Source organism: Pseudomonas sp. GV047 (assembly GCF_003058245.1).
Lineage (GTDB): Bacteria > Pseudomonadota > Gammaproteobacteria > Pseudomonadales > Pseudomonadaceae > Aquipseudomonas > Aquipseudomonas marginalis.
Genome location: NZ_QCWA01000009.1, coordinates 100,404 through 124,628, shown reverse-complemented (window position 1 = coordinate 124,628; position 24,225 = coordinate 100,404). Strand labels below are relative to the sequence as shown.

The window sequence follows — 24,225 nt, the reverse complement described above, 5'->3', positions numbered from 1 at the left end:
ATCACTGTTTTGCAGTGATCGCAAGTTAGCCGCGATTTACTTCGGCATGGCCCAGGACTGCAACTGGTAGCCATCTTTGTCGAGTTCGGCGCGGGCCTGCAACAGCAAGTCTTCCAATTGCGCCGGGTCGCTATAGGTGTTCGACGACAGCTGTTTGCTGCCGATACGGTTATTGGTGCGGTCGATGACACTCAGGCTCAGGGCGCCATTGCCATCGTGCCAGGCCACGCATTGAAAGGGCTGGAAAGCACGGTCTGCGATCAAAAGAGCTTCGTTGATGCGGAGCGGGGCGTTCATGTGGGTCTCTCTCTAAATGCCCATTCAAGTGAGTACCGGCGGTTGGGCTGACCGTGCGGCGGGTTACTTGTACTGATGCGCGATGACGGGGTACGGGTCACATGTTAGAGCAACAAATTTCAACTTTTCCTGATGGACGTCATGTAAGCGGCTGTTTTGAAAGCTGATTGAAAGTTTTGCGAAGACGCAACTTTTTGACCTGCAAACACGAGTAGTGGCTTTTTGTCCGCACTTATAGCGAAACGATACAAGCACGCTGTCAAGATCTTGCTAGGGTTATCGGCAACCATTACAAACTGTTGTTTCTAAATAACTTTAGTGATTTTTGACGCCAAGGATCAGTCATGGGTGTGCCCCTCGTCCAACGTCGTTTGCTCGTGGTTGACCCCTGTGACGACTGCCACGGGTTGCTGCCCGGTTTGCGTACGGCCGGGTGGGATGTCGACAGCTGCACATTGGAATCGGTAGGAGAGCGCTCATGCGATGTCGGCCTATTGCGCCTGCAGCCCTATCATCTGGAGCGGCCCGAAGCGGTCAAGGAACTGATCAGCCGCAGTGGCACCGAGTGGATCGCCGTACTCAGCCAGGATGTGCTGCGCCTGCAAAATGTGGGGGACTTCGTCTGCGAGTGGTTTTTCGACTTCCATACCCTGCCATTCGACGTGGCGCGGGTGCAGGTGACCCTGGGCCGCGCGTTTGGCATGGCGCGCCTGCGTGGCAAGGGTCACACCCCGGTAGATGAAGGGCACGAGTTGCTGGGGGAAAGCCGCCCCATTCGTGAATTACGCAAATTATTGTCCAAGCTGGCGCCCACGGAGTCCCCGGTACTGATCCGTGGCGACAGCGGCACCGGCAAGGAGCTGGTGGCCAAGACCCTGCACCGCCAATCCCAGCGCCATGCCAGGCCCTTTGTCGCGATCAACTGCGGCGCCATTCCTGAACACCTGATCCAATCCGAACTGTTCGGCCATGAGAAGGGCGCGTTTACCGGTGCCCATCAACGCAAGGTCGGGCGCATCGAAGCGGCCCATGGCGGCACCCTGTTCCTCGATGAAATCGGCGATTTGCCCATGGAACTGCAAGCCAACCTGCTGCGCTTTCTCCAGGAAAAGCAGGTCGAGCGGGTCGGCGGCAGCCAGCCGATTCCGGTGGACGTGCGGGTGTTGGCGGCCACCCACGTCGACCTTGAGGCGGCCGTCGCCAAGGGCGCTTTCCGCGAAGACTTGTACTACCGGCTCAATGTGCTGCAGGTGGTCACCGCGCCCTTGCGCGAGCGCCATGGTGATGTGGCGATGCTGGCCAACCACTTTTCACGCTTCTACAGCCAGGAAACCGGCCGCCGCCCCCGCAGCTTCAGCGATGACGCCCTGGTGGCCATGGGGCAACACCCGTGGCCGGGCAATGTGCGCGAACTGGCCAACCGCGTGCGCCGCGGCCTGGTACTCGCCGAAGGGCGCCAGATCGAAGCCGCCGATCTGGGATTGCTGGGCGAACAGGCAATTTCGCCACCCATGGCTACACTGGAAGACTATAAGCACCGTGCTGAACGCCAGGCGCTGTGCGATGTGCTCAATCGGCACAGCGACAACCTGAGTGTCGCGGCCCGTGTGCTGGGGATTTCCCGGCCGACGTTCTACCGGTTGCTGCACAAACACCAGATCCGCTAGGGCGGGTAAACCGAAAAGCCCCGCAACGACCCTTATCGTTGCGGGGCTTTTCCTTGTGCACCGGATTCTGTAGCGGTCGGGTTAGAAGTAATACGGGAATTTCAAGCTGAACGTAAAGTCCGGCGCATCGTCTGTCATGCCGATTGCCAGGTTCGGCACGATGGTCAGGTTATCCGACGCGGCAATGGTCATCCCCACGTTGAAATAACCGGCGTTGGCATCGCTGGAAACCACCGATTGCCAGTCGCCGCCGTTGGGCTTGAGCCTGCTCTTGCGCTGCACCAGGTCGGACACCGAGAACGACATACTCATCTTCTCGTTGAGGGCAAAGGCCACGCCGACCCCGAACTGGAAGCTGTCGCCCAGGCTGACCTTGCCGCCGACCTTCTGGTTGACGTCACTGCTGATGTCATCGAAGGATTCTTCGAAGTTATGGGTGTAGGACAGCGAGCCGAATAACACGGCAGGATCGAAGGTCTTGACCAGGGAAATGCCCGGAGTGATCGACCACACGCCATTGCCCGTAGGCAGGCTTTCCGGCACGAACAGGTTGTCGTTGCCGGGTGTATTGATCAGCTTGATACCAAACGGTTCTTTGCCGGTGGGCGCCTTGACCCGCACCGACACCACGGCATCCGGCAGGGTGGGGGTTTCGTCGAGGAACTTGTAGGCCACGCCGAAGTTGACGTCGCCGATGGTCGGGTCGCGCGTCACCGACTGTTCCGACGTCGCGGTGCCGTTGTTGCCGGCACCGGCAGACTGGTAAGTCGACTCGCGGTACACCACCGGCACGTTCACGTCGAACTGCCAACGGTTATCGACGTTGTAGCGCCCGGTCAGGTCCAGGGTCCAGTTATCGGACTTGATCCGGTCCAGGTTGATATTGCCGAGGAAAATCGAGTCCAGCGCCAGGAATCCGTTGAGGGTCAACTGACGGGCGTCGTAACGGGCATAGGTAACGCCGGTTTCGAAGCTGAACTTGCCGTTGCCGAAAAAGCCGCTGGCTTCGTTATAGAGGTTACTGACACTTTGCGCCGGGGCCGAATCATCCTTGAGGGACTGGCCGTAGGAACTGCCGCCGCCCCCCGCCCCACCGGATGCCGCCGCGGCCCCCGTGCCCGCGACGGTGGTGCCGTTGGCTTTTTGAAAGTCTGCCGGCGACTTGGCCAGGCGTTTGGGGGCCGGGGTTGCCGGTTGGTCTTCGACCTGACGCACGCGCTGCTCCAGCACGGCCAGCGCTTTTTGCTGCACTTCGTACCGCTGCTTGAGTTCCAGGAGTTCCCGTTTGAGGGTTTCGATGTCGCTGTCTGGCGCTGCATACAGAACGGATGCGGGCAAGAGCGTACTTAAACAGATCACAGCACGGAGCGATAACGATCGATGCATGAAATAAGCCGTCCTTTTCTAATGCGTAAGTGTCGACGGTCAGCGTAGTTCAATAACCGAGCGTGCGTAGGGCTTTGAGTTGATCCAGATTGCAGTTCAACGCACCGTTGTTCAAACCGTTGTTGTTCATCACGACGTTAAGTTGGGTCATGTTGTTGACGAAGTTAGTGTTGCCGGTCAGCACCGTGCCTTGCAGCACATTCCCGCCGCCGATCTGCTGCAGGCTGTTGCCCTGGTTGTGGTTGGCCTGGATCGCCATCTGCAAGCCACCGTTGTTGGCCGACACGCTCACGCGGCCTGCCGCGCTGTCACCGGTCACCGTGCCGCCGGCGACCAGCACCTGTCCTGATTGCACGATGTTGGAGGGCGCAAAACCGTTCTCGACGGTGATGCCCACATTGTTGTAGGCGGTGTTGCCATCGCCGGCGGTGCGTACGCTTTGTGTCACACCCTGGCCGCTGCCCAGGCCGGCGCCGCCGGTTACCGTGCCGGTGCCGGTGTTCGGGTTCGTGCCGTTGCCGGTCGAGCCGGTGGTTTGTACGTAGAATTGCGGGGTGATGGTCGACGAATCGATCTGCATGCTGGCCTTGCCGGTGATGGTGTCACCCACGGCGTTGGTCCAGGTGCTGCTCATGACAATGCCGAAGCTGATGATCCGTCCCGGCATCACGTAACGACCGCGCAGGTCGGCCATTTCCGAATCCTTGAGCTCGATGGGTTTGAACCCCGACGAAGCATAAGCGGGCATTGAGGCTGCCAGACACAAGACCGTCAGCCAACGGGAAGTGTTCATCTTTTGCTCCTGGAGCGTCCTGCCCCTTATTGCGCTTCTTAGAAGAAGTCGCTCTGGATAAAACCGAAATCCATCAGCTCGGCATCGCCTACGGGCCTGAACTCATTCAACTGGTTCTTGGCGGTCAGTGGCGTGGGCGGGTCGAGCAGGGCGTTGGCCTTGTCGTAACCTTCACCCAGCACGGCGAACACGATGCCGTTCCAGCCCTTGACGAAGTCATCATGGGAATAGCGCTTATGGCCCAGTACCGGGTCGCCGATATAGACCCAGTCCTTGTCGGCCCGCTGCATCACCACGAAGTGCTTGTAGCCACGAATTTCCAGCAGGACCACCACGGGGATCCTTACGGTGACCAGTGTTTCTGGCGCGATTTTGTAGCCCCGGGCACGCATGCCGATGCTTTCGAGGTAGCGCTTCATGTCCAGCATGGAAAAGCCCTGGGTACGCACCAGGTCCTGGTCGGCATTGACCAGCATGCCTTTGATGACGTGATCTTCGTCTACATCCAGCCAATAACCCTGGCGCAGAATGGTAGCGAGTGCCGCAGCACCGCAGCTGAAATCGGTTTTCTGTTCCACCAGGTTGGCGAACCGGCGTTCACGAATACTCTCGACCTTCTTGTAGATCACTGTACCGCCAGGCAGGGCGGAGATCGCCATGGTGCCTGCCCAGGTCGGGCCGGTGAGCAGCATCAGGAGGGTGAGGGTCGCGAGGCGCATGATCGTGTGACCTGCTGGACACTGGAATAAAAAAGGGCCTTGTTGCCAAGGCCCCGTTGGATCAGAAGCGCACGCCGCTGGCGCAGACGCTGCAACCTTGACCGATCGACAGGCTGTTGCTGCCTTGGTTGCCCGAACCGGATTGCAGGTTCACACCCACATTGCCGGAGTTGCGGTTAACCGAGTTGTCGAGGCTGGAGTTGTTGGACACGTATTGGGCTTTGCTGCCATGGCCATACCCGTAGCTGGTAGCGGCAGTGTTCAGGTAGCTGTTGGCGAGCGAGTTTTGCTCGGTGTTGGCGGCCGCTGCGATGTTTTTGCCATCAGCGGTGGTGATTGCCAGGTTGTTTTTACCCTGGTTGCCTTGACCGGCCTGGCCGTTGTAACCCAGGTTGCCGGAGTTCCCGTTAGCCGAGTTATCCAACGAGGCGTTGTTCTGGGTGCCTTTGTTGACGAAGTTGTTGAGCCCGCTGTTTTGATTGACATCGACGACAGCGAATACCGTTGCAAAGTCACCTTTGGCACTGGAGATGGCGCCGGAGTTGTCGGCCTGGTTACCACTGCCCGCCTGTACGTTGACCCCGGTGTTACCGCTGTTGCTGGTGACCGAGCCGTCGGCGGAGGCGTTGTTTTCGGTTTTGGTGTCATCGAACTTGTTGCCCACGCTGTTCTGCACATCGGTCACCACAGAGGCAACCACACCGGTGGGTTGAGGCGCAGGGTGCCAGCCACCACCTGCTTGAGCAGCAGCAGCCATGAGTGCGGCCAGTGCGAAAACCAGTGGTTTCAGAGCCATTTGAGGTTTCATGGTGTTTCTCCTTGCTTCTAATTAGTTGGTTAAGTGTTGGTACGGTCTAACGAGTGCTACCAAGCGTTTACTTGATAGTGATGCCCAGGGTGTTAGCCACTCGGTTCCCCACCCCGGCACTCTGGTTCACCTGAATCACTCCTCGGCTGCCTGTGAAGGCCTGGTCGCTCGTAACGACAAGGCGGCTGCCAGTGGTGGGGGTGAGCCCTGAGTCGGTTGCCAGCGTCGTGGTGTTCTGTTGCAACAGGACGCTGTCATCGATGCTTTGCGGGCCAGGGTTGATGCTGATCCGCACGGCATTGATGGATTGGTTATTGGCCCCGGCCGACTGGTTGATGCCCAGTACACCGTTGCCGTTGGTAAATGAGCTGCCCTGGATCGCCGCCCTGGCGTTCAGGGACGGGTCGACACTGCCGTCGAGGCGCTGGATGTTGACGTTGGTGGCCTGGCCACCGAGCGCGATGGCGCGGCTGTTGGACATTTGTTGCTGGTTGCCGGCCGCCTGGTTGATCGACACGACACCCTGGTATTGTTGGCCGCTGTTGTGGATCACCGCCGTGTCGTCGGCGAATGCCGGGGCGCTGGCCAACAGGGCGAGAACGAGCAGGGAACGATTCATCACTTGCCCCCCAGCATGCTGCCGATGTTATTCAACGGCGCCATGCCGCGCTGGACCGAGTCGCTGATCTGCCCGCCTATGCTGCTGCCCGCACCGTGGCCCGCGGCGGAGCCGGCCCCCAGGGTGGACATGCTGTTTTGCGTGGCGTGCAGGCCGGTCAAGGTGCCGTTGGTCTGAACTGCGCGGACAATGCTTGAGCCGCTGCTGATGCCGCCGATATCCATATCACTGAGCTCGCCAGTGGCACCGATGATGTCCCGGCTGGGGTTGGCGTTGGCGGTGGTGGGGTAGGGGTCTTTACCGAAGGCGGCGCGGCCGTACATATGAGCCTGTACGTTGCGCCCTGTCACGATCACGCCATCCTCTGCAAAGCTGGGAACACTGATGCCGACGCTGAGTACACAGCTGATCAGCAGCACGTTCATCGAACCTTGAGTGAGTGTGGCCACGGCGGCATTCCTTATTCGTCGCGCTGACCCTAAACAGCGCTGCAAGGGATAGAGCAGAAGCCGTGCCGCTTTTTATTTACCGTTGTTATTCAATGGCTTGGAGTTGTTTGTGGGCGAAGTGATGTCAGTGCTGTTTCAGCGCTGAGACACCTGCCGCCCAGGCATACACACAGCGCCGTACCACAAACGATTCACCAAGCTGTATCAGCGTTGTAACACTGCCTATGACAAAACGATGAATCCGCACCACAGGGGCGGTCCAGGGGAGTCGAGTGTCTCAAAAATGGACACTTCAGGCGCAACGACGCCCGAGCCGGGGGCAAGCTCAGCCTTTGGGGGATTTACGCGGGATGGAATTGAGTACGGGGTTGCCATCCTGGTTCTGGGTCAGATAGACCGGCAAGACCTTGGGCAAGGAGGGGATGAGGTTATTGACCTCGGTGATGTTGTAGATGCCGCCGATGCGAATCGTCCCGGTGTTGGCGTCTGCCAGCATCACCGGTTTGTTCAGGTAGCGGTTGATCAACGGCAACGCATCCACCAGCGCCAGGTTGTCGAGCACCAGCTTGCCCTGGCGCCAGGCCAGGGCGCTGTCATTGGCGGTGATTGCCTGTATGCGCGGCGTTGCATCGCCCTGTTGGTAGCTGGCCTGCATGCCCGGCGTCAGGGGCACGCTGCCGTGTAACGCGTCGCTGGCAATCTGCACCGAGCCTTCGAGCAACGTGACCCGCACCTGGTCTTCATACTTCCAGACGTTGAACTGGGTGCCCGTGACGCGCACCTGGCCTTCGCCTGCGTGCACGATGAACGGATGGGCGCTGTCATGGCTGACCTTGAAGAACGCCTCGCCCTTGTTCAACGTGACGCGGCGCTGATCCTTGTAGTTGCTGAAGACCAGCTCGGTACCCAGGTTGAGTTCCACCTGGCTGCCGTCGCCCAGGGTGACCTGGCGCAAGCCGTTGGCGGCCTGGAAACGCTCATAGGAACTCGGCAGCCAGCCGGCTTCCCAGCCAGTGAAGGCGGCCAGAGGCAAGGCGACCAGGCAGATCGCCGCCGCGACCGCGTAGGTGCGCAGCCGGCTGCGCGGCTTGAACGGCACCACCACCGACGGGATCTCGTGGCGCGGCAGGTGGTCGGCGACGTCCCAGATTTCCAGCATGGCCGCGTATTCAAAGGCGTGCAGCGGATGGGAGTCATGCCATTGCGCAAAAGCCTGACGTTCATCCGCGGTGCAATCACTGGCGTGCAGGCGCATGCACCAATGCGCGGCGGCGTCGGTGATGGCGTCATATTCGGCTTCTGAAACGGACTTTTCGCTCATTAACTCATCCTGATTTCGCACATTCTAACCTCCCGAGGTGGACCGCGAGAACAGGCGTCATGGCGATTGCACATCAATTGGAACTTATTCTTATTTGCCAGGACCTAAAAAATTCAGGACATTCCCACAATGGAGTACGAATATGCTGAAGAAAACCTTAGTCGCCCTGTGTGCAACCACCGCGCTGCTCAGTGCCGGCGCCGCCATGGCCGATAAGCCCGGTGCGGGCTGGATCACCATTGAAAAGGCGATTGAAGTGGCCAAGACCAAGGCCGGCTACATCGAAGTCTATGCGGCCGAAGCCGATGACAACGGCTATTGGGAAGTCAAGGGCCGCAAGTCAGACGGCACCGTGTATGAAGCGCGCATCGATGGCGCTTCGGGCAATATCCTGCGTGACCAGAAAGACTGATAGACCCGCCGGGAGCCTGTTCAGGCTCCCGCATCCAGTTCCCGGCCGAGTTGGCTGATCATGTAGGTCACCGAGTCGGCATTCGCCAGAATGGTATCGATACGTTTATCGGCGTCGCTCATGAAGATGGCACGGGCATCACTGAGGGTGCGAGTGCCGGTGGTGCTCAGCACCTTGTCCTTGGCCGGTGTGGTCCCGCGGTTGCTGCCGAAGTCTTCCCATTCCTGGGAAAAATCGTCCCAGGTCTTGAACAGCAGGGCGGCGGGCGTGAGGGTGGACAAGGCGGTCTCACGCAAGTCGGCCAGGTCGGTCTGCATCGGCCTGGCGCCGCGGATGCTGACATTGATCAGGTCGTGGAACGGCCGCATGCTGTCCAGGTAGGCCAGGTCTTCGGTCAAGGATTTGATGTGGGTGATTTCGTGAATCAGCACCGTTGCCCGTGCATGGGCAGAGAGGTTGAAGGGCGTGTTCAGACGGTTTTGGTAGATATCCATGTGCGGGTCGAAGAAGCGATCGAGCAAATAGATTTTCTGCTCCGTGTCATTGGGCAGTACGAAGGCAAACGTGTCGTGTGGGCTATAGCGATGGGTGCCGGCGACAAAACGCTGTGAGTCGGGACCGATCAGGGTGTGATTGGTCAACTCATCGAGCAGTTCGTCGACGCGTCGCTCGACTCTTTGCACTTGATCGGAGGTCAGCGTGACCACGCCGAACAACTCACTGAAAAACCGCCCCGCGCGGCCGTTGGGGTCCAGGTGCGTGGCAAAGTGCAGGAGGTTGCGCTTGCAGGTGACCGCATAGTACGTCGCGACATTGAGCGCTTCATCGATGCACTGGGCTTTCCAACTCGACAACGCCGCAATTTCCCGCATGCCCGCCGCTTCGATATTGATGGCATCGCGCTCGGCCGCCCGTGTTTGCACCCTGCCGGTGTAGCGACTCAAGGTTTTTCCGTAGCGTGGATGATGTCGATCCAGGTCCAGTGTCCAGCCGCCCTGGGCATGGTGTTGTACATAAGGGCCGTGCAACTCGCCGTTGCTCAGGCGCCAGCGTTGCCCGGCTTTTTTCACCGGGTAGACCTTGCCTGCCACCGCGACAAAATCGCGGGTGCCGGTCTCATCTCGATAGGGGCTGTTGGGTGAAACTTGCTTCAAATCAGCCAAGGCCACCCCATGGTTTTCAAACGCTTGCAAATGGGTACGCCCGGGAGCGGTCAGGTCCAGGTCAGCCGACCTATCGGGTGAGGGCGCAAAGGCCTTGTCCATGTCCCTGCGCAAAGAGGCCAGCTCGGCCACCCCGGCGGCAAAGGTCTTGAGCGCGTGTTGCCAGCGATGTTGCTGCAGGTCTTCAGCGGAGGCCTTGAACAATTCATAGCTGCGCCACACCACCAGCGGATAGGCGAGCTTGCCGGCCAGCAATTGCAGGCCCTTGGGGATTTCCTCGCTGAACAGGCTGGTGACCGCGTCCCATTGGGCGCTGCCCAATCGCTCGAACTGGCGGGCCAGCATCCGCAGCAGCATCTCACTATTGTCATCGAACAACTGGTTCAGCAGGTTGCCGCCGATGGGCGATACGCCAAGACGAATCTCGGACAATCCTTGGCTCCAACGCTCGCCCAGCAAGTTGCGGTAAGTCGCTTGATGGGGCGCATCCAGCTGCCCGACTATCCAATCCTGCAGTGCGCCCGGGGTGGTGAATTCATGGAGCAGCGCGGCTTCATCCGCGTATTCGCGCAATAGATGCCTGGGACTGTAGGGCGCGTACAGGACCAGTGGGCCGCGGATGCCGGCGGCCGGCCCGATCAGGTAGCAGCCCAGCGCCTTGACCCGCGCCGCGCCCTCGGTGGCGATCAACTCAAGCGGACGAACGATCGCGGTCGCGCCACGCACGGCGGCCCGCGCCACCGCATCGGGCATGTCGAAGGCTTGCTGGATATAGCTCCAGGCCGAGGCGGACAGCCGCTCATCGAGGGTTTGCCCATGGGCGTATTGCAGCAATTGCCAGGGCAATTGCCGGCAGAACAATCGACGCCGTTCGCGGGCCTCTTCGGACTGACCCTTGAGAAGAGGGGTGAGCCGGGCCTGGTAGAGGCGTTTCAAATCCAGTTGGCGCACCAGCTGCACGATGGCATTGCCGTCCAATGCCGCCGGCAGCGGCGTGGCGGTACGCGAACGTGGCCGTATGGCGTCGCCACTGAGTTCGGGCAAGTGCCGCAAGGCAAAGTCCGTCAGGGTCTGGGCGTTACCTTTCAGGTCGATACGGCCGGGTATCAATACGTTATCCGGATTGACCACTTGCCCCGGAAAACGCGCGTTGAGCAGTTCCGCAAGCACACGCCGGGCTTCATTGCGCATCGGCGTGATGCTGTGCAGGTAGTCACGTGCGTCCGGTGCGCTGATGCGGTATTGCTCCAGCAGTTCGGCGTGGAGGATTTGCTCGTGGGGTGGCGCCATGCCCAGCCCTACCGGCAGCGCCTGCTGGCGGACCAGCGCGTGCGCGATGGCGATGGCCCTGGGCAGGTTGCTCGGTGGCGGGCGGCGGATCAGGTTGTCCATGCCGGTCTGCAAACGCGCGGCCTTCAGTCCCATCCAGAACAGATGATTGATCTCGTCACGGGTGAAGTCGCTGTAGGTCTGTTGCCGGTCATGCAGCAGGTGATCGTCGATACGTTGCAGTGGGCCGAGCTGACAGGCCTGATGGGGCACGCGCTTGGAGACGCGCAGGTTTTCCATCAGGGGCAGTCGCCGCCGGGGATCCTGCAGGCGTTGCTCCAGGTCATCGCGCAGGGCCTTGATCGATGCAAAGGCTTCATAGCCGCCATGGGGCGTCCACAACAGCGCCATGCCTGAATGCACGTTGTCCAGGCCGCCACGTTCGGTCAATACAAAACAATTGGCCAGGGCATGGGGCGTGGCATCCGAGCCGATGCGGACAGTCAGGCCGAACGCATCCGGGATAAAGCCGTTCAAGCCATGGCGGGTGAGGCGGGTCATGCTGTCGGCCTGGAGCGTGCTGTCCAGCAACGCCAGGCCGGCGGGCGACAGGCTCTTGTTCAGCGCCCGCAGTTGCGCTTCGCCGTTCAGGCCTTGCAGCATGCCCTGGCTCAGGTGCGCCTGGTTATTCTCCAGCAGCACATTCGGCAAGCTGCGCAGGTCATTGCGGGCAAACGTGCTCACTACCTGGTCGATGATCGCGTTGAAGGTCGCGAGGGTCAGGTTGTTCAGTTTGTAGGCGGCACCGGCGCTGCGCTTGCCGTAGAACCAGGTCAGGTAGGACGCGGGCAGGGCATCGGCTTGCCTGGCCAGGCGGGCGATAAAGTGCTCGACCATGCTCGAAGACGCCTGGGGCAAGCGCTCTTCGCGCTCCTGGGCCTGGGTGGGGTAGGTATTGATGTAGACGTCTTCGGGCTGCAGGTCCAGGTTTCGTCTGCTCAACTCCACCTGCAGGGCATGGGCGGCCAGGGTGCGCAGGGTTGGGAGTTGGCTGCGCTCCCGTGCCATTGCCGCCTCGACCGCCTGCAGGCGTTGCAGGTGCAGCCTGGCTTTTTCCGCCTGGACGGTGGAGGGGCGGCCATTGCCGCTGCTAATCGGATGGATGGACCAGCGTCCGTCGCTTTCCTGCTCCAGCAACCGAGTGTCGAGCATGTTGCGTACGTCCAGGGCGCTGTCGAGCAGGGCGGCCAGGTCGACGTTGCCTGCGCTGCGCCGATAAAGCCCGAGCGCATGCTCAAGGTTGCCGAGCTGTTTGGCGACGATGTCCGCGACCGTTTCCTGGAACACATCGCCGGCGACAGGTGTTCCGGTCACCTGGATTTGATCCATGCCGACGAATACGCTGCGCTCATCCATGGACAGGAAATTGAGCAACTCGTCTTCGTGCCCCGCGGTCTTGAGCATGGCCAGCAGGGTGTCGTTGAGGTCCTTGAGGTCGGCGAGTACCTGCAAGCCACGGGATTGGGTGTAGAGGTACGCGTGGGCAGTGCTGATCATCAGGGTGCTGGCCAGCTCGACGTAATGCTGAAAAGGCGCATGCACCCGCACTTTTTCGATGTTCAGCTGGCTGTCAACGGCTTTGCGCGCGGCCTGGTCCGGAAGGAATACCGTGCGCAGCCGCAGGCTTTCAGCGCTGCTGAGGATCGTTGCCTGGTGCTTGAACAACAGGTCGGCGCGAAACTTGTCAGCCATGACCCGGCTGAAGAAGCGCACGCGCGACTGGCCATCCTTGAAGTCTTCGTTCCAGTAGGTTTGCAGCAGGCTGTTCAATAACTTCGAAAGAATGCTGGCGGTTTGTTCGACCACGCTGTCCCAGCGCTGTTGCTCCTGGACCAGTTGCTCGGCGCTGAAGGCCCGGGTGTCATGCCCGATGTTGAAATACGTGTGGGTCTGGTCCGTGGGCCAGGCCTGCTGCACATAGAAGCGCAACAGCGCATCCCGCAGCGGTTCGGAGGCGACCCAGTGCATGTCCGCGGCCGTGGCCGCACGGCGGAAAAAGTTCACCCGGGTGTTGCTCTGGTTCACCCCTGGAAAATAGGTGCGGGCCATGATGCCGAGCAAGGTGTCGAGCATCTCGCGCAGGCTGGGGAGTTTGCGCAGCTCGGCGAGCATCGCCAGCACATTTTTCTGCTGGGCCGCGAGGATCACGCGTTCCTGGTCCTCCATCACTGCGCCCTCGATCACTGCGGTGGTGACTGTCAGTCGTGTGTCCGTCTCAAGCCCATCCCGCTCGTCGATCGACAGGAAACTCAGCAGGTCGGCGCGGTGCTGCGGTTGAGCCAGGCGGTCGCCGAGTGCATCGAACAACCCGGTGTGGCTTGCGAACAGCTCCAGGCCGCCGTAGGGCGTATAGAGCACGGTCTTGGCCTCGTCGGGTGTCGGGCTCATCACGAAGGCGCCGGCCAATGGGATGGCAGGTTGGTCGGCGAGGCCCACCAGCAGCCTTTCCACCCGCATGGGATAGCCGGTTTCCGTCGGCGCCATGCGTATCGCGTCAGTGGCGTAATACAGCGTGTTCAGCCAGTCAAGGTCCTTGACGGTGAACCCGAGCGCACGCTCCCGTTCCGTCGGTTCCTTGCGTCGGTCCGGGCGCAACAGTTCTTCGAAGAAATAAGGTGGGGTGACGTTTGCCATGCTGCACTCTCCATCGGTATGGCGCGTTTGAGGCTCCAAAGTAGGTGCTGGCATCACGTGGAGGGCGGTAGATAACTGGCGCAGATCTCAAGCGCCCGTTGACAGCAGGCACGGCAGGCGTTGTTTAATCATCGGCCTGGATTCTTGTTGTCTCTTCCAATTATAAAATCGGAGCTACAGATGCCTGCCCAGTCCCCGATAGTCGACAACGCCACAGCCCTCATCGGTTTCAACGACCTGGTGGGGTTGCTGAGTGCGGTATTCGTGAAACACGGCACCGCGCCGGAAGTGGCCGAAATCCTGGCGCGCAATTGCGCCAGTGCCGAGCGTGACGGCGCCCATAGCCACGGCATTTTCCGCATCCCCGGTTACCTCAGCACGTTGGCCAGTGGCTGGGTCAATGGCAAGGCGGTGCCGGTGGTCACTGATGTGGCGTCCGGCTTTGTACGGGTAGACGCCGGCAACGGGTTTGCCCAGCCGGCCCTTGAAGCGGCGCGCGCGCTGCTGGTGGATAAGGCTCGCAGTGCCGGTATCGCACTGCTGGCGATCCACAATTCCCATCACTTCGCGGCCTTGTGGCCGGATGTCGAACCCTTCGCCGAGCAAGGATTGGTGGCGCTGAGCGTGGTCAACAGCATGACGTGCGTGGTGCCCCATGGCGCCGACCGGCCGCTGTTCGGCACCAACCCCATTGCCTTTGCCGCGCCGCGTGCCGACGGCTTGCCGATTGTGTTCGACCTGGCCACCAGCGCCATCGCCCACGGCGACGTGCAGATTGCCGCGCGCAAGGGTGAGCGCTTGCCGCCGGGCATGGGGGTCGACAGCCTCGGCCAGCCCACCACCGACCCCAAGGCTGTGCTGGAAGGCGGCGCATTGTTGCCCTTTGGCGGGCACAAGGGCTCGGCGTTGTCGATGATGGTCGAATTGCTGGCGGCGGCCTTGACGGGCGGTAACTTTTCCTTCGAGTTCAACTGGGCCGACCACCCCGGCGCACGCACGCCCTGGACCGGGCAACTGTTGATCGTGATCGACCCCAGCAAAACCGCCGGGCAAAGCTTCGCCGAGCGCAGCCAGGAACTGGTGCGGCAGATGCATGCGGCGGGGTTGCGGCGCTTACCGGGGGATCGACGTCATCGCATACGGGCGAAGTCGTTGGAGGAGGGCGTGGTGGTGGATCTGGACGCGTTGAACCAGCTGCGGGACTGGGCTACGTAGCAGTTGACGAGGCTCGTCAGCTGCTACGGGCATGTGTCGGTCAGTTACGGCGACCCAGCAGCAGGCCAACCACCAGGCCAAAGCCCGCGGAGATCGCCACGGTCTGCCATGGATGGCCACCGATGTAGGTTTCGGTGGCATCGACCACCGGCTTGCTGCGCTCGCGCACGTTGGATACCGAGTCCAGTGCCTGCTTGAGTTTGATGGCGACCTGTTCGCGCAGGGTTTCGCCTTCTTCGCCCACCAGGGCAGCGCTGCTTTTAAGCAGCTTGTCCGATTCTTCGATCAGGGCCGTCAGTTCACTGAATGCTTGATCCTTGATTTGATCTTCAACAGCTTGGGCGGCAGTTTTGCGGGCCATGGGTGTGACTCCTTGCAGGTGAATGTGACAGTGAACAATGGAGTGCCGGGCGGTGGCAAAAGTTGCAGTTTTTTTGCCGGGTCGGCACTGGCGAACGAAATCCGAATCCGGAAAAATCGACCTACAGTGTAAGATGTCGTCTATTTGTGCAGCAGGAATTTCAACATGAGCTTCAATCTCGCCAACAAGACCCTCGCCGAACGCGCCGAGCTGGAAGATGAAAAGTCCCGCCTCTACGACCTGTGGCAAACCAACCTGGGCAAAGCCAAGGGCGAAGCCGCGCGGTTGTTCGGTGAGCGCGCCAAGCGCAAGGGCAAGTGGGCCGAATGGGTCCGCGCCGAACTCGACGGCATGTCGCCGCCGGAGTTTTCCAACATGGTGCGCAGCGAAGTCAACAAGTTGATGGCGGCGGCGAAGTAAAGCCGGCGGCAATCGCTTCGCGTACTTTAAGCAACATCGGATCAAGCTGGGCCTGGGTGCGCCAACCCAGTTCCACCGGGTAGCGCGGCAGCGCCAGCGGGCAGGGCAGGACCCGCAGGCCGGTCATCTCGGCGATGGCCTGCGCCGCATGCCCGGGAATGGTCGCCACCGCCTGGCTGCCCTTGAGCAGAAACGGCAGTGCGGCAAAATGACTGGTCGAGGCGCACACCTGGCGGCTCAGGCCCTGCGCTGCCAGCCCTTCGTCGGTGATGCCGATGAACCCGCCTGACGACACCAGCACATGCTCGCGGGTGACAAATTCATCCAGGCTGAGACTTTCCTGGCCCGGCGCCAGGCTGCGTGGGTCCACGACGCAGCGATAATCCCCCTCTCCCAGTACCTGCCGACTCAACCGGCTTTGCGCAAAGCCGCCTGCGGTAATCGCCAGGTCCAGGCTGCGGTCGAGCAGGGCACCGGCAACGATCTGGCTGTGGGTCTGGCGGAAGATTACCCGCAACTGTGGCAGGCGCTGTGCGATGGCATCCATCAGCCGGCGGCCATAGGCGATCTCGAAGTCATCCGACAGGCCCACCACCACCGACCGGCCTTGATAATTCGGGTTGTCCGGATTGACCATCGCCAGGCTTTGCCGACAGCGCTCCAGCGCCTCGCTGATCACCGGTTTCAATTGGTTGGCCCGCAGCGTCGGCGCCAGGCCACGGCCGGTGCGCACAAACAATTGGTCGCCATAGACGTCGCGCAGACGTCGCAGGCCTGCACTGATGGCCGACTGCGTGACACCCAGGCGCAACGCCGCGCGGCTGGCGCTGGACTCATCGTGCAGGGCTTCGAAGGTTTTCAGCAGGTTCAGGTCGACCTGGGCGATATTCATCTGGCTCATATCATTCAGCACTGAGGTGGGCTTTATTCATGATCGAGCCTGGCGAGAGAATGGGCAACCCCCCTTATCTGGAGTGATCGTGATGCCCGTTTCTACTGTGGCGGCCCTGCAAATCGGTTCCCTGCCTGGCGGCAAGGCCGACACCCTGGCGCAAATCCTCGCCTATGAAGACGAGATCCTGCGCAGCGGCGCGCAATTGGTGGTGATGCCCGAAGCGCTGCTCGGCGGCTATCCCAAGGGTGAAGGATTCGGCACCCAATTGGGCTATCGCCTGCCCGAAGGCCGCGAAGCCTTTGCCCGCTACTTTGCCAACGCCATCGATGTGCCGGGCGCCGAGACCGAGGCCCTGGCCGGCCTGTCGGCACGTACCGGCGCCAGCCTGGTGCTGGGGGTGATCGAGCGCAGTGGCAGCAGTTTGTATTGCACCGTGCTGTATGTCGAACCCACGGGCGGCCTGGTGGCCAAGCACCGCAAACTGATGCCCACCGGCACCGAGCGGCTGATCTGGGGCAAGGGCGACGGCTCGACCTTGCCGGTGATCGACGCGGCGGCAGGGCGTATCGGCGGTGCGGTGTGCTGGGAAAACATGATGCCGCTGCTGCGCACCGCGATGTACGCCAAGGGCGTCGAGGTATGGTGCGCGCCGACGGTGGATGAGCGCGAGATGTGGCAGGTGAGCATGCGCCATGTGGCGCATGAAGGGCGCTGCTTTGTGGTCAGTGCGTGCCAGGTGCAGGCCTCGCCCCAGGCATTGGGCATCGAGGTCGCCAACTGGCCTGCGGAACGCCCGTTGATCGCCGGCGGCAGCGTGATTGTCGGCCCGATGGGCGACATCCTCGCCGGGCCACTGGTGGGGGAGGCCGGGCTGCTGACGGCGCAGATCGACACCGATGACCTGGTGCGAGCGCGGTACGACTATGACGTGGTGGGGCATTACGCCCGCCCGGATGTGTTCGAGCTGGTGGTGGATGAGCGCGCCAAGCCAGGTGTGCGCTATATCACCGACTGAAAGCCGGTGGAAATGTGGCAGGGCCCCTCAGCGTTTAGAGGATTGGTTTTCCAGCCATTCCTCGCGGGTCATTTCCCAGATATCCCGTGGGAAAGTACCTGCCACAAACTCACCTTCATCCGTTCTGATCAAACGCATACCCGTACGCTCGGAAATCCGCCGCGAGCCCAGGTTGGGCGCGGCCTTGGGAACTCGCAGCACAGGGCGCTTGAGCACGCCGAACCAGTAGTCGGTCACCGCCGCGCTGGCTTCGGCCATCAACCCTTGCCCCTGCCATTGCGGCCCCAGCCAGAACCCGCGGTTGTTATCCTGCTCGTCCATCAAGCTGACGTTACCAATCAACTGTCCAGGCGCGCTTTTCAGGCGCAGGGACCAATGCCATTCCTCGCCACAAGCCATGGCGGGCAGGGCGATGTGCTCCAGGTAGGTGCGCGCGCCGTCGGCCGGGTAGGGCCACGGCACCAGGGCGTTGAGGTAACGCACCACGTCCCAATGCGCGAATTGCTGCTGGATCCCTTCGGCATCGTCCAGGGTCAGCGGGCGCAGGATCAGGCGTTCGGTAAAGAGTGTCGGTTGCATGGTGTCATTACCAGGTCGCGGTATTCGGCAAGTCCAGCGTGCCACGGTCCACAAAGCGCATCGTGCCGAACAGCCCGCCCGCCAGTTTGCCCCGCAGCACGTAGGGCAGGTTGTTGAGGCTCTGGGTCTGGCTCAGGCCCAAGGTCTGGCGCAGCACGGAAAACGCCGAAACGCTCACCGGCACCATCAGCACGGTCTCGGAAAAACGCGGGATGCTGCCGCGCTGATCACTCACCCCCGACGCCAGCGGCCGGCCATTGACCTCCAGATCCAGGGCCACGCCGTTGTAGTCGATCGCCGTTTCATTGGGGTTCTGCACCCGCAGTTTCACGGCGAAGCGCACTTCCAGGTCCTGGCTTTGCAGCGGCTCGATGCCCACCACATTGATATTCACCGGGTCGCGGTTGGGGAACAGCGCACAGGCGCTCAGGCTCAGCAGTAGCAGCGATAGAACCATGAGCTTGCGCATGCAAAGGGTGCTCCTATTTCGTGACGTCCGGGTCCTGCATCACTTTGAGGGTAGAGGACTCCGGATCAAATTCATCTTCTTCCAGCTCTATGAACGCTTCCGGCAGGAAAATGTTCAGCAGGATTGCACAGAACGCGCCCACGGTGATCGGCGATTCGAAGATGTTGTGCAGCGCCTTGGGCAGGTCGCGCAACACTTCCGGCACGGCGGCCACGCCCAGGCCCATGCCCAGGGAGATCGCCACGATCAGCACATTGCGGCGGTGCAGCCCGGCTTCGGCGAGGATCTTGATGCCGGCCACGGCGACAGTGCCGAACATGATCAGGGTCGCGCCGCCCAGCACCGGCTTGGGCATCAGTTGCAGCACCGCGCCGATCATCGGGAACAGCCCCAGCAGCACCAGCAGGCCGGCAATGAAGTACGCCACGTAGCGGCTGGCCACGCCGGTCAACTGGATCACGCCGTTGTTCTGGGCGAACGTCACCATCGGCAGGCTGTTGAAGGTCGCCGCCATCGCCGAGTTGAGGCCGTCGGCCAACAGGCCCGACTTGATGCGCTTGATGTACAGCGGGCCCTTGACCGGCTGTTGGGAAATCATCGAGTTGGCCGTCAAGTCACCGGCCGCTTCCAGGGGCGAAATCAGGAAGATCACCGCCACCGGGATAAACGCCACCCAGTCGAACGAAAAACCGTACTTGAACGGCACCGGCACGCTGATCAGCGGCACCTGGGGCAATGCCGCCATATCGACGCGGCCCAGGTACCAGGCCACCACAAAGCCCAGGGCCAGGCCGATCACGATCGAACCCAGGCGCAGGAACGGGTTATTGAAGCGGTTGAGCACCACGATGGTCAGCAGCACCAGGGCCGCCAGGCCCATGTTGCTCGCCGCGCCCAGGTCGCTGGCGCCAAAGCCGCCGGCCATGTCGGTAACGGCCACCTTGATCAGCGACAGGCCCATCAGGGTAATGATGGTGCCGGTCACCACCGGGGTGATCAGTTTGCGCAACTTGCCGATGAACTGGCTGAGCACCACTTCGATAAACGCCGCGAAAAAGCAGATGCCAAAGATCGTCGAGAGGATCTCATCGGTGCCGCCGCCCCGGGCCTTGACCATGAACCCCGCGCTGAGAATCACGCTGATAAACGAGAAACTGGTGCCTTGCAGGCACAGCAGCCCCGAACCGATAGGGCCGAACGTGCGCGCCTGCACAAAGGTGCCGAGCCCCGAGACAAACAGCGCCATGCTCACCAGGTAGGGCACTTCGCTTTCCAGCCCGAGCACGCCACCGACGATCAGGGTGGGGGTGATGATGCCGACGAAACTGGCCAGCACGTGCTGCAACGCGGCAAATATCGCCGCACTGAAATGCGGGCGGTCCTCGAGGCCGTAGATCAGGTCGGATTTATAGCGGGGGCGGGGGGCTTGAGCGTCAGACAAAATGAGGGCTCGGGTCAGAAAATGGAGGCGCAGGATGCCAGAAACGGCCCGGCGTCAGAAGTGTAAAAAAATATTTATAAAGACCCTGCATAAAACCCCGATTCCTGCCGATACTGCTTATAGGCCCATCTATCAAAAACAACAGTGATGGCCGGTGTCAGGCAGTGCGTTGACGCTGGCTGATCGTTTCGTGGCATGGACGCGCGCCGCCACTCTATTTCGAGATCGCCCTTATGTCGCTCCGTCACCTGAATATCGCCCCTCGCGCTTCCCTCGGTTTCGCCTTCATCGCCCTGTTAGTGGTGGTGTTGGGCGGGTTCGCGGCCAACCGCATGACGTTGATCCGCCAGGCCTCGGTGGACATGAGCAGCAACCAGCTGCCCAGCGTGACGTACCTGGCCCAGATGACGGAGAACGTCCTGCGCATGCGTATCCTGTCATTTCGAGTGCTGGTCAACCGCGAGCCAGCCGGCCTGCAGGAAGCCGAAACCCGCATCGGCGTGCTGGTCGACAAGGTCAAGACGGCCCAGGCCGGCTACGCGGCATTACCCGCCGGTACTGAGGAAGCGGCGTTGTACAAGACGTTTGTCAGCACCCTGGATAACTACTTCAAGGCCCAGGCGGACATGCTGGCGCTGTCCAAGCAAGGCGACGTCGAGCAGATGCGCACCCTGATCAATACCCGGATCAAGGAAGGCACCGATCAGATGGGCGAGCAGTTGAACAAGCTGATTGCGATCAATGCCGCCAACGCCAAGCAAGCCAGCGACGCGGCAGGGCACAGTTACACCAGTGCCATCACCGGGATTATCGTGGTTTCGGTCAGCGCTGCACTGCTGACGGTGCTGCTGGCCTGGCTGCTGACCCGCAGCATTGTCACGCCGTTGCGCAAAGCCGTTCAGGTGGCTGAAACCATCGCCGGTGGCAACCTGACCAGCGTCGTTGAAGATAATGGCAACGATGAACCCGCGCGCCTGATCAACGCCCTGTCGACCATGCAAACCAACCTGCGCCAGACCATCCAGCACATTGCCGGTTCGGCCACGCAGCTGGCCTCGGCGGCGACAGAGTTGAGCGCCGTGACCGAGGAAGCGTCCCGGGGCCTGCAGCAACAGAACAATGAAATCGACCAGGCCGCCACGGCGGTCAACGAGATGACCGCGGCGGTGGAAGAAGTGGCGCGCAATGCGGTGTCCACCTCCGAGGCCTCCAACCAGTCCAACCAGGCCGCGCGGTCGGGTCGCGACCGGGTGATGGAAACCGTCGGCGCGATCCAGACCATGACCCAGGACGTCCAAAACACTGCCGCGATGATCGAAGGCCTGGCCACCCAGGGCCGTGACATCGGCAAGGTGCTGGACGTGATCCGCGCGATTGCCGAGCAGACCAACCTGCTGGCGCTCAACGCCGCCATCGAAGCGGCCCGCGCCGGTGAAGCCGGCCGCGGCTTTGCGGTGGTAGCGGATGAGGTGCGGGCCTTGGCCCATCGCACGGCACAGTCGACCCAGGAAATCGAGAAGATGGTCGCCGGCATCCAGAACGGCACCGGTGAAGCGGTGCAGTCGATGCAGCAGAGCAACCAGCGCACCCAGGACACCCTGGAAATGGCCCGCGCCGCCGGCGTGGCCCTGGAGCAGATCACCCAGTCCATCAGCCTGATCAACGAACGCAACCTGGTGATCGCCAGCGCGTCGGAAGAACAGGCCCAGGTCTCCCGCGAAGTGGACCGCAACCTGGTGAACATCCGCGACCTGGCGACCCAGTCGGCGGCGGGCGCCAACCAGACCAGTGCCGCCAGCCATGAGCTGTCGCGCCTGGCGGTGGACTTGAATGGGATGGTGGCGAGGTTCGTTATCTGACCCACTTTTTGCAATGCAATCAAATGTGGGAGGGGGCAAGCCCCCTCCCACATGTGTTCTGTGTGGTGTCAGAAGCTATTGCTTCCAGGCCCCTGGGTTCACCAGATTCTTGGGTTTTTCACCCGCCAGCGCCTGCAACAGATTATCCACCGCACACTTGGCCATCGCCTCCCGCGTCTCATGGGTCGCCGAGCCGATATGCGGCGTCGCCACCACGTTGTTCAAACGCAGCAACGGCGAGTCGTGGCTGAGCGGTTCTTTCTCGAACACATCCAACCCCGCCGCCCGAATCGTACGTTGCTGCAAGGCGTCCACCAACGCCGCCTCGTCCACCACCTTGCCCCGCGAGATATTGATAAAGATCGTCTGCGGGCCCATCCGCGCAAATTGCTCGGCGCCAATCAGCTTCTCGGTTTCGGCGGTCAGCGGCAGGGTCAGGCAGACAAAATCGGCCTGTTGCAGCAAGTCGTCGAGGCTGCGGTACTGCGCGCCAAAGCGCTGTTCCACCGCCGGCTTGGGCGAATGGCTGTGGTAGAGCACCGGCATGCCAAAACCGAAATGCCCGCGCTGGGCCAAGGCTTCGCCGATGCGGCCCATGCCGATGATGCCCAGGGTCTTGCCATGCACGTCGCTGCCGAAGTGTGACGGGCCGATATTCTTGTTCCACTGGCCGGCGCGCACCATGTCGGCCAGCTCCACCACACGCCGGGCGGTGGCCAGGATCAGCGCGAAGCCGGTGTCGGCGGTGGTTTCGGTGAGCACGTCCGGGGTGTTGCTGAGCAGGATGCCGCGCCGGGTCAGGTAGTCGATATCGTAGTTGTCGACCCCCACGGACACGCTGGCCACGGCTTCCAGTTGCGGCGCGAGGTCGAGCAAGCCGGCATCCAGGCGCAGGCTGGCACCCAGCAGGCCATGGGCGGTAGGCAGTGCATCGCGCAGCTTGGCCAGGCCGGTCTCGTCCAGTGCGTCTATCAGGGTGACGTCGCACTGTTCATGCAGGCGCGCCATCAACGGTGCGGAGAGCTTCTTGTACAGAACCACAGACTTTTTCATGGGGTTTTCACCTTCAATTCGAGGGTCGAGATGGGCGCGCGTTCACGGTCACTGGCGCCGGGCTTGAGGAAAATCGTCAGCACCACCGACAGCATCAGCGCGCCGCTCATCAGCAGGTACGAGGCGCCGGGCGAGCCGGTGCTGCTATTGAGGTAACCCACCAGGTAGGAGCCGCCGAACGAGCCGAGGGCGCCCATGCTGTTGATCAGCGCCATGGCGCCACCGGCGACGTTGGCGGGGAGGATTTCCGGGACAATGGCAAAAAACGGCCCGTACGGCGCATACATGCAGGCTCCGGCAATGACCAGCAGGGTGTAGGACCACCAGAAATGTTCGGCGCCCAGAGCGTAGGAAGCGTAGAACGCGATGGAGGCAATCAGCAGCGGCGGCCACACGAAGCGCTTGCGCTTTTGCAGTTTGTCCGAGCCCCACGACACCGCCAGCATAGCGATCACGGCGGCGAGATAGGGCAGGGCCGAGAGCCAGCCGGCTTCGACCATGTCCATCTGCAGGCCTTTCTTGAGGATCGACGGCAGCCACAAGACGAAGCCGTACACGCCGATGCTCCAGCAGAAAAACTGCAGCGCCAGGATGATCACCTTGGGCGAACGGAACGCTTCGGCGTAATTCTTCACCGCCTTGATACCGACCTGCTCGGCGGCCAACGCGCTTTCCAGGTCTTTTTTGTGCTGCTCGCTCAGCCACTTGGCGTCTGCGGGTTTTTCATCCGCCAGCTTCCACCAGATAAATGCCCACAGCACCGCCGGCAGGCCTTCGATGATAAACATCCAGCGCCAGCTGAAATGCTGCACCAGGTAGCCGGACACCACCGACATCCACAGCATGGTCACCGGGTTGCCGAGGATCAGGAAGGTATTGGCCCGCGAGCGCTCGGCACGGGTGAACCAGTGGCACAGGTACACCAGCATGGCCGGCATCACGGCGGCCTCGACCACGCCGAGCATGAAGCGAATGACGATCAGCATGTAGGCGTTGGACACCACGCCGGTCAGGGTGGCCAACCCGCCCCAGAGGATCAGGCTGACGAAAATCAGCTTCTTGACGCTGCGCTTTTGCGCATAGATGGCGCCCGGCACCTGGAAGAAGAAGTAGCCAAGGAAAAACAGTGCACCCAGCAACGACGACATGCCGGGGGTGATCATCAGGTCCTCGGCCATCCCGGAGGCGGCGGCAAAACCGTAGTTGGCGCGGTCCAGGTAGGCCAGGCTGTAGGTGATAAAGACGATGGGCATGATGTACCACCAACGGCGGGTGGCGAGTTTCACGGTGTCCATAAGGTTGCTCCTGAGCTTGTTGTAGT

At 61.6% G+C, this 24,225-nt stretch carries 22 protein-coding genes; 6 read left to right on the top strand and 16 right to left on the bottom strand.

What is annotated here, in order from left to right:
* Positions 1-36: 36 nt before the first annotated feature.
* Entirely contained in the window at positions 37-297 is a 261-nt protein-coding gene (locus C8K58_RS22460) for a hypothetical protein (RefSeq protein ID WP_027606452.1), read from the bottom strand.
* Between the two features lie 344 nt (positions 298-641).
* Here C8K58_RS22460 and C8K58_RS22455 point away from each other — a divergent pair, with 344 nt between their 5' ends.
* Positions 642-1,964 (top strand): sigma-54 dependent transcriptional regulator, encoded by a 1,323-nt coding sequence (locus C8K58_RS22455; RefSeq protein ID WP_027606451.1) that lies wholly within the window; start codon positions 642-644, stop codon positions 1,962-1,964.
* 81 nt (positions 1,965-2,045) lie between these two features.
* Here C8K58_RS22455 and C8K58_RS22450 read toward each other — a convergent pair whose 3' ends face one another.
* From C8K58_RS22450 to C8K58_RS22420, 7 genes are all read right to left on the bottom strand, one after another.
* The gene (locus C8K58_RS22450) at positions 2,046-3,350 is read right to left on the bottom strand and encodes a hypothetical protein (RefSeq protein ID WP_027606450.1); all 1,305 of its coding nucleotides are present in this window, start codon (positions 3,348-3,350) and stop codon (positions 2,046-2,048) included.
* A 49-nt stretch (positions 3,351-3,399) separates the two neighbouring features.
* Positions 3,400-4,143 (bottom strand): hypothetical protein, encoded by a 744-nt coding sequence (locus C8K58_RS22445; protein WP_027606449.1) that lies wholly within the window; start codon positions 4,141-4,143, stop codon positions 3,400-3,402.
* A gap of 38 nt (positions 4,144-4,181) precedes the next feature.
* On the bottom strand, positions 4,182-4,862 hold the full coding sequence (locus C8K58_RS22440; protein WP_027606448.1) for a C39 family peptidase: 681 nt from the start codon (positions 4,860-4,862) through the stop codon (positions 4,182-4,184).
* A 61-nt stretch (positions 4,863-4,923) separates the two neighbouring features.
* The gene (locus tag C8K58_RS22435; RefSeq protein WP_027606447.1) at positions 4,924-5,670 is read right to left on the bottom strand and encodes a hypothetical protein; all 747 of its coding nucleotides are present in this window, start codon (positions 5,668-5,670) and stop codon (positions 4,924-4,926) included.
* 67 nt (positions 5,671-5,737) lie between these two features.
* The gene (locus C8K58_RS22430) at positions 5,738-6,289 is read right to left on the bottom strand and encodes a hypothetical protein (RefSeq protein ID WP_027606446.1); all 552 of its coding nucleotides are present in this window, start codon (positions 6,287-6,289) and stop codon (positions 5,738-5,740) included.
* Positions 6,289-6,738 (bottom strand): hypothetical protein, encoded by a 450-nt coding sequence (locus C8K58_RS22425; RefSeq protein ID WP_108574335.1) that lies wholly within the window; start codon positions 6,736-6,738, stop codon positions 6,289-6,291. Before C8K58_RS22425 ends, C8K58_RS22430 begins: the two co-directional genes overlap by 1 nt.
* A 325-nt stretch (positions 6,739-7,063) precedes the next feature.
* Positions 7,064-8,059, bottom strand: coding sequence for a FecR family protein (locus C8K58_RS22420; protein WP_027606444.1), 996 nt, complete (start codon positions 8,057-8,059; stop codon positions 7,064-7,066).
* Between the two features lie 142 nt (positions 8,060-8,201).
* Between C8K58_RS22420 and C8K58_RS22415 the strand changes: the two genes are divergently transcribed.
* Complete coding sequence (locus C8K58_RS22415; RefSeq protein WP_034104642.1) at positions 8,202-8,471, top strand: PepSY domain-containing protein; 270 nt, start codon at positions 8,202-8,204, stop codon at positions 8,469-8,471.
* Between the two features lie 20 nt (positions 8,472-8,491).
* Here C8K58_RS22415 and C8K58_RS22410 read toward each other — a convergent pair whose 3' ends face one another.
* Complete coding sequence (locus C8K58_RS22410; protein ID WP_108574334.1) at positions 8,492-13,597, bottom strand: dermonecrotic toxin domain-containing protein; 5,106 nt, start codon at positions 13,595-13,597, stop codon at positions 8,492-8,494.
* Between the two features lie 180 nt (positions 13,598-13,777).
* Between C8K58_RS22410 and C8K58_RS22405 the strand changes: the two genes are divergently transcribed.
* Positions 13,778-14,812: an Ldh family oxidoreductase gene (locus C8K58_RS22405; protein WP_108574333.1), complete on the top strand. Its 1,035-nt coding sequence runs from the start codon at positions 13,778-13,780 to the stop codon at positions 14,810-14,812.
* 40 nt (positions 14,813-14,852) lie between these two features.
* Here the strand turns inward: C8K58_RS22405 and C8K58_RS22400 are convergent, their stop codons facing one another.
* On the bottom strand, positions 14,853-15,173 hold the full coding sequence (locus tag C8K58_RS22400; protein WP_032887039.1) for a YqjD family protein: 321 nt from the start codon (positions 15,171-15,173) through the stop codon (positions 14,853-14,855).
* 165 nt (positions 15,174-15,338) lie between these two features.
* Here C8K58_RS22400 and C8K58_RS22395 point away from each other — a divergent pair, with 165 nt between their 5' ends.
* The gene (locus C8K58_RS22395) at positions 15,339-15,593 is read left to right on the top strand and encodes a hypothetical protein (protein ID WP_003190904.1); all 255 of its coding nucleotides are present in this window, start codon (positions 15,339-15,341) and stop codon (positions 15,591-15,593) included.
* Here the strand turns inward: C8K58_RS22395 and C8K58_RS22390 are convergent.
* Positions 15,565-16,485, bottom strand: coding sequence for a LysR family transcriptional regulator (locus tag C8K58_RS22390; protein ID WP_098479695.1), 921 nt, complete (start codon positions 16,483-16,485; stop codon positions 15,565-15,567). The genes C8K58_RS22395 and C8K58_RS22390 overlap by 29 nt on opposite strands.
* 91 nt (positions 16,486-16,576) lie before the next feature.
* On the opposite strand from C8K58_RS22390, the gene C8K58_RS22385 reads away from it, so the two are divergent.
* Positions 16,577-17,503, top strand: a complete 927-nt coding sequence (locus tag C8K58_RS22385) for a carbon-nitrogen hydrolase family protein (RefSeq protein WP_027606438.1) — start codon at positions 16,577-16,579, stop codon at positions 17,501-17,503.
* 27 nt (positions 17,504-17,530) lie between these two features.
* Here C8K58_RS22385 and C8K58_RS22380 read toward each other — a convergent pair whose 3' ends face one another.
* Genes C8K58_RS22380 through C8K58_RS22370 form a run of 3 tightly spaced genes read right to left on the bottom strand, consistent with a single transcriptional unit; the run spans position 17,531 to position 19,992 of the window.
* Positions 17,531-18,082 (bottom strand): GNAT family N-acetyltransferase, encoded by a 552-nt coding sequence (locus tag C8K58_RS22380; RefSeq protein WP_027606437.1) that lies wholly within the window; start codon positions 18,080-18,082, stop codon positions 17,531-17,533.
* Positions 18,083-18,089: 7 nt separating this feature from the next.
* Complete coding sequence (locus tag C8K58_RS22375; RefSeq protein WP_065927877.1) at positions 18,090-18,551, bottom strand: LEA type 2 family protein; 462 nt, start codon at positions 18,549-18,551, stop codon at positions 18,090-18,092.
* A gap of 13 nt (positions 18,552-18,564) precedes the next feature.
* Positions 18,565-19,992, bottom strand: a complete 1,428-nt coding sequence (locus C8K58_RS22370) for a nucleobase:cation symporter-2 family protein (protein ID WP_027606435.1) — start codon at positions 19,990-19,992, stop codon at positions 18,565-18,567.
* 233 nt (positions 19,993-20,225) lie between these two features.
* Here C8K58_RS22370 and C8K58_RS22365 point away from each other — a divergent pair, with 233 nt between their 5' ends.
* Positions 20,226-21,851 carry a methyl-accepting chemotaxis protein gene (locus C8K58_RS22365; RefSeq protein ID WP_027606434.1) on the top strand — a complete coding sequence of 542 codons (1,626 nt, stop codon included), beginning with the start codon at positions 20,226-20,228 and terminating at the stop codon, positions 21,849-21,851.
* Positions 21,852-21,926: 75 nt separating this feature from the next.
* Here C8K58_RS22365 and C8K58_RS22360 read toward each other — a convergent pair whose 3' ends face one another.
* Both C8K58_RS22360 and C8K58_RS22355 read right to left on the bottom strand, forming a co-directional pair.
* Positions 21,927-22,904, bottom strand: coding sequence for an NAD(P)-dependent oxidoreductase (locus C8K58_RS22360; RefSeq protein WP_027606433.1), 978 nt, complete (start codon positions 22,902-22,904; stop codon positions 21,927-21,929).
* The gene (locus C8K58_RS22355; RefSeq protein ID WP_027606432.1) at positions 22,901-24,199 is read right to left on the bottom strand and encodes an MFS transporter; all 1,299 of its coding nucleotides are present in this window, start codon (positions 24,197-24,199) and stop codon (positions 22,901-22,903) included. Before C8K58_RS22355 ends, C8K58_RS22360 begins: the two co-directional genes overlap by 4 nt.
* Positions 24,200-24,225 lie beyond the last annotated feature (26 nt).